1 protein-coding gene is annotated in these 5,739 nt (G+C 68.0%); it reads left to right on the top strand.

Going from position 1 to position 5,739, the window contains the following annotated elements; genetic code table 11:
- A partial coding sequence (locus ABW137_RS17755) for a non-ribosomal peptide synthetase (protein WP_526402311.1) occupies nt 1-5,739 on the top strand: 5,739 nt, incomplete at both ends.

The following is a 5,739-nucleotide window of genomic DNA, read 5'->3' as shown; positions in this document are numbered from 1 at the left end:
CCCCCTCCGACCTCGCCCCCACCCAACTCACCCAAGCCGACATCGACACCCTCACCCACCACCACCGCATCGCCGACGTCCTGCCCCTCACCCCAATGCAACGCGGCCTGCTGTTCCACACCAACACCACCCGCGGCGCCAACTTCGACGACGTCTACGCGATGCAGCTGGACATCACCGTGACGGGTCCGTTGGACCCCGACCGGTTGCGCGACGCGATCCAGACCGTAGCGGCGCGCCACCCCAACCTCGTCGCCCGGTTCTCCCAAGCATTCGACGAACCGGTGCAGATCATCCCGGCCGACCCCGTGGCGGCGTGGCAGTACGTCGACTCGACCGCCCCGTCCGGCGATCTGGACGAGCAGATCCAACGGATGTGTTCCGCCGAGCGCAGCGCGGTCTGCGACCTGAGCAACCCACCCGCCTTCCGGGCAGCCCTCATCCGCACCGGGCCCAATCGCCACCGGTGTGTCCTGACCTTCCACCACATCGTCATGGACGGCTGGTCCCTTCCGATCCTGCTGCAGGAGATCTTCGCCGGGTACGGCGGGCACCGGCTGTCGGCGCCCGGCTCCTACCGCCGGTTCGTCACGTGGCTGGCCGAGCGCGATCTGACTGCTGCACGGGATGTTTGGCGTGACCTGCTGTCGGGCTTCGACACTCCGACCCTGGTCGGCCTGCCCGGGGAGATCGGACGCCGGGGGGTCGAGTCGTTCTCGACGCCGCCGGATGTCACGCACGCTCTCGGCGAGCTGGCCCGCTCCCGTCACACCACTCTCAACACCGTGCTGCAGGCTGCCTGGGCACAGGTGCTGACGTCGCTGACCGGCCAGCACGACGTCGTATTCGGCACCGCGGTATCGGGGCGGTCCACCGAACTGGCTGGCATCGAATCGATGGTGGGACTGTTCATCAATACGGTGCCGGTGCGGGCCACCCTTACGCCGGACACCACGATCGTCGACCTGATCGATCAACTGCACGAGGCGCACAACCGCACGCTCGATCATCAACACTTGGCGCTCAACGAGATTCACCGGGTGACGGGCCACGACCAACTGTTCGACACACTGTTCGTGTTCGAGAACTATCCGATCGACACCGCCGGGATGTTCGAGGCCGACGGGCTGACCATCACCGACGTCACCACCCGCGAGCGCAACGAATTCCCGCTGACGTTGCAGGCGATGCCCGGTGACCAGTTGAGCGTGCGCGTCGAGTTCGACACCGACGCGTTCGACGCCGTGCGCATCGGCGGGCTCATCGATGAGTTCCAACGGGTGTTGGCCGCCATGGCGTCGCAGCCGGGGCAGCGGGTGTCGGCGTTCGACGTGCTCGACGCCGATGAACACGCCCGGTTGGACGACATCGGCAATCGGGCGGTGTTGGCGCAGTCGAGCACACCGCATTCCATCCCGGCGTTGTTCGCCGATCAGGTGGCGCGCCGCCCCGGCGCGACGGCGCTGACCTTCGGCGATCGATCCACCACGTACTCCGAGCTCGATGAGGCCTCGAACCAGTTGGCGCACTTGCTCTCCGAACACGGTGCAGGCCCTGGGCGATCCGTGGCGCTGCTGTTCCACCGCTCCGCCGAGGCGATCATCGCCATCCTCGCCGTGCTCAAGACCGGCGCGGCCTATCTGCCGATCGACCCAGCGCACCCTCGCGCTCGGATCGAGTTCATGCTCGCCGACGCGACTCCGGTCACCGTCGTCACCACGGCCGGGTTGCGGTCACAGGTCGACGGCTGCGGCGTCCCCGTCGTCGACGTCTCCTGCATCGAGACCGACGATCCGCTCGTCGACGCACGACGCTCCGCACTGACTTTGCCCGAGCCCGACGACGTCGCTCACCTCATCTACACCTCGGGCACCACCGGGACGCCGAAAGGCGTTGCCGTCACTCATCACAACGTCACACGCCTATTCGACGGGTTGGACATCGCCCTGACGTTGGGGCCGGAACAGGTGTGGACGCAGTGCCACTCGTATGCCTTCGACTTCTCGGTCTGGGAGATCTGGGGAGCCCTGCTCTTCGGGGGACGACTGGTCGTGGTCCCCGACGACGTCAGCGCCTCACCAGATGACTTGCACGCCTTGCTGCTCGCCGAGCACGTCACCGCGCTATGCCAAACCCCCTCGGCGGCATCGGCTCTCTCCCCGGACGGCCTGGAATCGGTGGCCCTGATGGTCGGTGGCGAAGCGTGTCCACCCGAGCTCGTCGACCGATGGGCACCGGGACGGGTGATGGTCAACGGCTACGGCCCGACCGAGACCACCATCTACGCGACGGTCAGCGCGCCCCTGCGCGCCGGTGCGGGTGCGGTGCCGATCGGCCTGCCGGTGCCGGGAACCGCGCTGTTCGTTCTGGACAGATGGTTGCGACCCGTCGCGCCAGGGGTGGTCGGCGAGTTGTACGTCGCGGGCCGTGGCGTTGGCCTCGGCTACCTACGCCGGACTCCCTTGACCGCAGCACGTTTCGTCGCCTGCCCGTTCGGCTCACCCGGCTCGCGGATGTACCGCACCGGAGACCTGGTGTGCTGGGACGACGACGGGCAACTGGAGTACCTGGGCCGCTCCGACGACCAGGTCAAGGTCCGCGGCTACCGCATCGAACTCGGCGATGTGCAAACCGCGCTGGCAGTTCAGGACGGCGTGGAACGAGCCGTCGTCATTGCCCGCGAAGACCACCCCGGCGACAAACGCCTCGTCGGCTATGTCACCGGTACCGCCGACCCGACCGCCGTGAAGGAGGCGATGGCGGAGCGCCTCCCCCGCTACATGGTCCCGGCCGCGATCGTGCTTCTCGACGCCTTGCCGATGACGGTCAACGGAAAGCTCGACGCCCGCGCCCTGCCCGCGCCCGAGTACCTCGACCGCGACCGGTACCGCGCCCCCGCCACGCCCACCGAAGAAATCCTCACCGGGGTGTTCTCGGACGTGCTCGGCGTGGACCGGGTCGGCGTCGACGACTCGTTCTTCGACCTCGGCGGGGACAGCATCTCCGCCATGCGCCTGACGACCGCGATCAATGGCGCGCTCAACACCGACCTTTCGGTCCGCGCCCTGTTCGAGGCGCCCACCATCGCCCGGCTCGTCACCCAGCTCCACTCGGCAGACGGGCCTCGGCAACCGCTCACCGCCGGTGCGCGGCCCGCCATCATCCCGCTGTCGTTCGCCCAGAACCGCTTGTGGTTCATCGACCAATTACACGGTCCCTCACCGGTATACAACCTGGCAACCGCGCTGCGGCTCACCGGGAGGCTCGATCCTGCGGCATTGCACGCGGCGCTGGCCGACGTCGTCGCCCGTCACGAGAGCCTGCGTACGCTGTTCGTCGCACCCGACGGGGTACCCCAGCAGCTGGTGGTCGGACCGGATCACGCGGATTTCGGCTGGGAGGTCGTCGACGCGTCATCGTGGCCCGCCGACCGGGTGCACGAAGCGCTCGGGGTGGCGGCACGTCACACATTCGAGCTATCGACCGGGATTCCCCTGCGCGCAAAGCTCTTCCGAGTCAACGATGACGAGCACGTGTTGGCGGCCGTGGTCCATCACATCGCCGCCGACGGCTCGTCGATCGCCCCGCTGGTGCGCGACCTGGGGATTGCTTACGACAGTCGGTGCACCGGCCACGCCCCGCCGTGGGCGCCCCTTCCTGTGCAGTACGCGGACTACACGCTCTGGCAGCGCACCCAGTTCGGCGACCTCACCGACGACGGCAGCCCCATCGCCGGGCAGCTGGCCTACTGGCAGGATGCCTTGGCCGGGGTACCGGAACGCCTCGAGCTCCCCACCGATCGGCCCTACCCGGCAGTCGCCGATCAACGCGGCGCCAGTGTCGACGTGGAGTGGCCCGCCGAGCTGCAGCAGCGGATACGCAAGACAGCTGCCGATCACCACGCGACCAGCTTCATGGTGGTCCAGGCCGCCCTGACGGCCCTGCTGTCGCGGCTAAGTGGCAGTTCTGATGTGGCAGTGGGCTTTCCGATCACCGGTCGGAGTGATCCCGCCCTCGACGAGCTGGTCGGCTTCTTCGTCAACACCCTGGTCCTGCGAGTCGACCTCGCCGCCGACCCCACCGTCGCCGACCTGCTCGATCAAGTGCGCCGTCGCAGCCTGGCCGCCTACGAACACCAGGACGTGCCCTTCGAGGTACTCGTCGACCGACTCAACCCCACGCGCTCGTTGACCCACCATCCGTTGGTTCAGGTCCAGTTGGCGTGGCAGAACTTCGACGGACACGTCGTCGGCGACCCGGTGACCGGGCTGGGGGTTGGGAATCTGAGCGTGACGCAGATACCGGTGGAGACCCATACCGCCCGCATGGATTTGACGTTCTCCCTGTACGAACGCGTCACCGATGTCGGAGAGCCCGGCGGAATCGCCGGCGCGGTGGAGTTCCGCACCGACGTGTTCGACGCCTCCACCGTCGAGACGCTTATCGAACGACTGCGGCGGGTCCTGGTGGCGATGACCGCCGATCCGACGGCGCGACTGTCGTCGCTGGACGTGCTGGACGCCGACGAGCACGTCCGCCTCGACGTGATCAGCAACCGCGCGGCGCTCGCCGAGCCGGCATCGACGCGCGGAACACCCTCGATCCCAATGCTGTTCGCCGACCGTGTGGCGCTTCACCCCGATGCCATCGCCGTCAGCGACGGAACGCGATCGGTGACCTATCGCGAGCTCGAGGACGCCGCCAACCTCCTAGCGAACCGGCTGGCAGGCTACGGCGCCCGCCCCGGCCGCAGCGTGGCATTGCTGTTGGAACGCTCCGCGGAGGCCATCGCCGCGATGCTCGCCGTGATGAAGACCGGGGCCGCCCACGTCGCCATCGAACCCGCCCATCCGGACACGCGGATTCAGTTCATGCTCGCCGACGCCCAACCGGTCGTTGCGATCACCACTGCCGACCTAGCGGGGCGCCTCGCCGGGTGCGAGCTGCCGATCCTCGACATCCACGACGTCCCCGACATCCACGACGTCCACGACGTCGGCGACGGCGCCCAACCCCACACCCCGCTGCCCGCCGCCGAGGACGTCGCCTACGTCATCTACACGTCGGGCACCACCGGGGTGCCCAAGGGCGTGGCCATCAATCACTACAACGTCATTCAGCTACTTCGGGCGCTAGACCTCGAATTGGAGCTCGGTACCGGGGTGTGGACGCAGTGCCACTCGCTGGCCTTCGACTTCTCGGTGTGGGAGATCTGGGGTGCCCTTCTGCACGGCGGCCGCCTGGTGATCGTGCCCGACCCGGTGGTCCGCTCGCCGGAGGACTTCCACGCTCTGCTACTCGACGAACACGTCACCGTCTTGAGCCAGACGCCATCGGCGTTCTATGCGCTGCAAGCTGCCGACGCCCAGCGGCCTGGCCGGGACGTCGACCTGGACTTGGACCTGGACCTGGACCTCGTGGTGTTCGGTGGGGAAGCCCTTGAACCACAACGCCTTCAGACGTGGATGCGGGACCACCCCGGCCGTCCGCGGATGATCAACATGTACGGCATCACCGAGACGACGGTGCACGTCACGTTCCGGGAGATCGGCGACGGCGACCTCGACGGTGCTGCCAGCCCCATCGGGGTGCCCTTGGCGCACCTTGCCGCTTTCGTGCTGGATGCGTCGTTGCGGCCGGTGCCGGTGGGGGTGGTCGGTGAGCTGTACGTCGCGGGCCGTGGTGTCGGCATGGGCTATCTGGGCCGGACGGCGTTGACCGCGAACCGATTCGTGGCGT

Origin of the sequence: Mycobacterium sp., assembly GCF_040509115.1 — a bacterium.
GTDB lineage: Bacteria > Actinomycetota > Actinomycetes > Mycobacteriales > Mycobacteriaceae > Mycobacterium.
This window is presented reverse-complemented; position numbering and strand designations above follow the sequence as displayed.